Here is a 2322-nt window from a genome sequence, read left to right as displayed (position 1 = left end):
GAGTACGGTCGCAAGATTAAAACTCAAAGGAATTGACGGGGACCCGCACAAGCGGTGGATGATGTGGATTAATTCGATGCAACGCGAAAAACCTTACCTACCCTTGACATGGCTGGAATCCCCAAGAGATTGGGGAGTGCTCGAAAGAGAACCAGTACACAGGTGCTGCATGGCTGTCGTCAGCTCGTGTCGTGAGATGTTGGGTTAAGTCCCGCAACGAGCGCAACCCTTGTCATTAGTTGCTACGAAAGGGCACTCTAATGAGACTGCCGGTGACAAACCGGAGGAAGGTGGGGATGACGTCAAGTCCTCATGGCCCTTATGGGTAGGGCTTCACACGTCATACAATGGTACATACAGAGCGCCGCCAACCCGCGAGGGGGAGCTAATCGCAGAAAGTGTATCGTAGTCCGGATTGTAGTCTGCAACTCGACTGCATGAAGTTGGAATCGCTAGTAATCGCGGATCAGCATGTCGCGGTGAATACGTTCCCGGGTCTTGTACACACCGCCCGTCACACCATGGGAGCGGGTTTTACCAGAAGTAGGTAGCTTAACCGCAAGGAGGGCGCTTACCACGGTAGGATTCGTGACTGGGGTGAAGTCGTAACAAGGTAGCCGTATCGGAAGGTGCGGCTGGATCACCTCCTTTCTAGAGTTTGCACGAATCATGTAAATGATTCACGCATCAAATGTTCACACTTATCGGCTGTTTAATTAAGAAGAAACAGTAGTCGTAGTAGCACCGCGTTGGGGCTGTAGCTCAGCTGGTTAGAGCACCGTGTTGATAACGCGGGGGTCGTTGGTTCGAGTCCAACCAGCCCTACCAGCTAATTAGTAATATCTCAGGGGGATTAGCTCAGCTGGGAGAGCACCTGCTTTGCAAGCAGGGGGTCGTCGGTTCGATCCCGTCATCCTCCACCAAGGTTTTACTCGAAAGTGCAAACGTAAGCCGCCAGGTTTAGGTTTGATCTTTTAGCGATCAAAGCTGTTTCGTTCTTTAACAATCTGGAAGAAGTAAAGATTATTTATTGATCGGTTTGCCGTAAAAGGTAAATCGATGGGTAATGATTGTATGTATCAACAAACAAACAACAACGTTGTACTTTCTTATCCCTGTAGCGCTCTTTTCGTTTGAAAGAATGAAGAGGCTAACGTTATAGGGACAAGCGAATAAGTGCACATGGTGGATGCCTTGGCGATTACAGGCGATGAAGGACGTAGTAGCTTGCGATAAGCTGCGGGGAGTGAGCAAACACACTTTGATCCGCAGATTTCCGAATGGGGCAACCCACCCTTTTAGGGTATTGCATACTGAATACATAGGTATGCAAGGCGAACGCGGCGAACTGAAACATCTAAGTAGCTGCAGGAAAAGAAATCAACCGAGATTCCCAAAGTAGCGGCGAGCGAAATGGGAAGAGCCTGTACGTGATAGTCGGACCGATAACAGAATCCTCTGGAAATAGGAGCCATAGTGGGTGATAGCCCCGTATGTGAAATCGGACCGGTGGTACTAAGCGTACGACAAGTAGGGCGGGACACGTGACATCCTGTCTGAATATGGGGGGACCATCCTCCAAGGCTAAATACTCGTAATCGACCGATAGTGAACCAGTACCGTGAGGGAAAGGCGAAAAGAACCCCGGAAGGGGAGTGAAATAGATCCTGAAACCGTGTGCATACAAACAGTAGGAGCGGACTTGTTCCGTGACTGCGTACCTTTTGTATAATGGGTCAGCGACTTACATTCAGTGGCAAGGTTAACCAGATAGGGAAGCCGTAGAGAAATCGAGTCCGAATAGGGCGATCAGTCGCTGGGTGTAGACCCGAAACCAAGTGATCTACTCATGGCCAGGATGAAGGTGCGGTAACACGCCCTGGAGGTCCGAACCCACTAATGTTGAAAAATTAGGGGATGAGCTGTGGGTAGGGGTGAAAGGCTAAACAAACTTGGAAATAGCTGGTTCTCTCCGAAAACTATTTAGGTAGTGCCTCAAGTATCACCATCGGGGGTAGAGCACTGTTATGGCTAGGGGGTCATTGCGACTTACCAAACCATTGCAAACTCCGAATACCGATGAGTGCGAGCTTGGGAGACAGACGTCGGGTGCTAACGTCCGGCGTCAAGAGGGAAACAACCCAGACCGCCAGCTAAGGTCCCAAAGATTGGCTAAGTGGAAAACGAAGTGGGAAGGCTAAAACAGTCAGGATGTTGGCTTAGAAGCAGCCATCATTTAAAGAAAGCGTAATAGCTCACTGATCGAGTCGTCCTGCGCGGAAGATGTAACGGGGCTAAGCCAGTCACCGAAGCTGCGGATAT

2 tRNA genes and 2 rRNA genes are annotated in these 2322 nt (G+C 49.9%); all 4 read left to right on the top strand.

Annotation, left to right across the window (positions count from 1 at the left end):
- Positions 1 to 651: ribosomal RNA gene (locus tag OX460_RS28490) — 16S ribosomal RNA — on the top strand; the annotation flags it as partial.
- 100 nt (positions 652 to 751) lie between these two features.
- Positions 752 to 828: transfer RNA gene (locus OX460_RS28485), tRNA-Ile, on the top strand.
- Between the two features lie 19 nt (positions 829 to 847).
- Positions 848 to 923, top strand: a tRNA-Ala gene (locus OX460_RS28480).
- Positions 924 to 1162: 239 nt separating this feature from the next.
- Positions 1163 to 2322, top strand: a 23S ribosomal RNA gene (locus tag OX460_RS28475); the annotation flags it as partial.

It is taken from the genome of Janthinobacterium sp. SUN033, from assembly GCF_030397595.1.
GTDB classification, from domain to species: domain Bacteria; phylum Pseudomonadota; class Gammaproteobacteria; order Burkholderiales; family Burkholderiaceae_D; genus Janthinobacterium; species Janthinobacterium kumbetense.
This window is presented reverse-complemented; position numbering and strand designations above follow the sequence as displayed.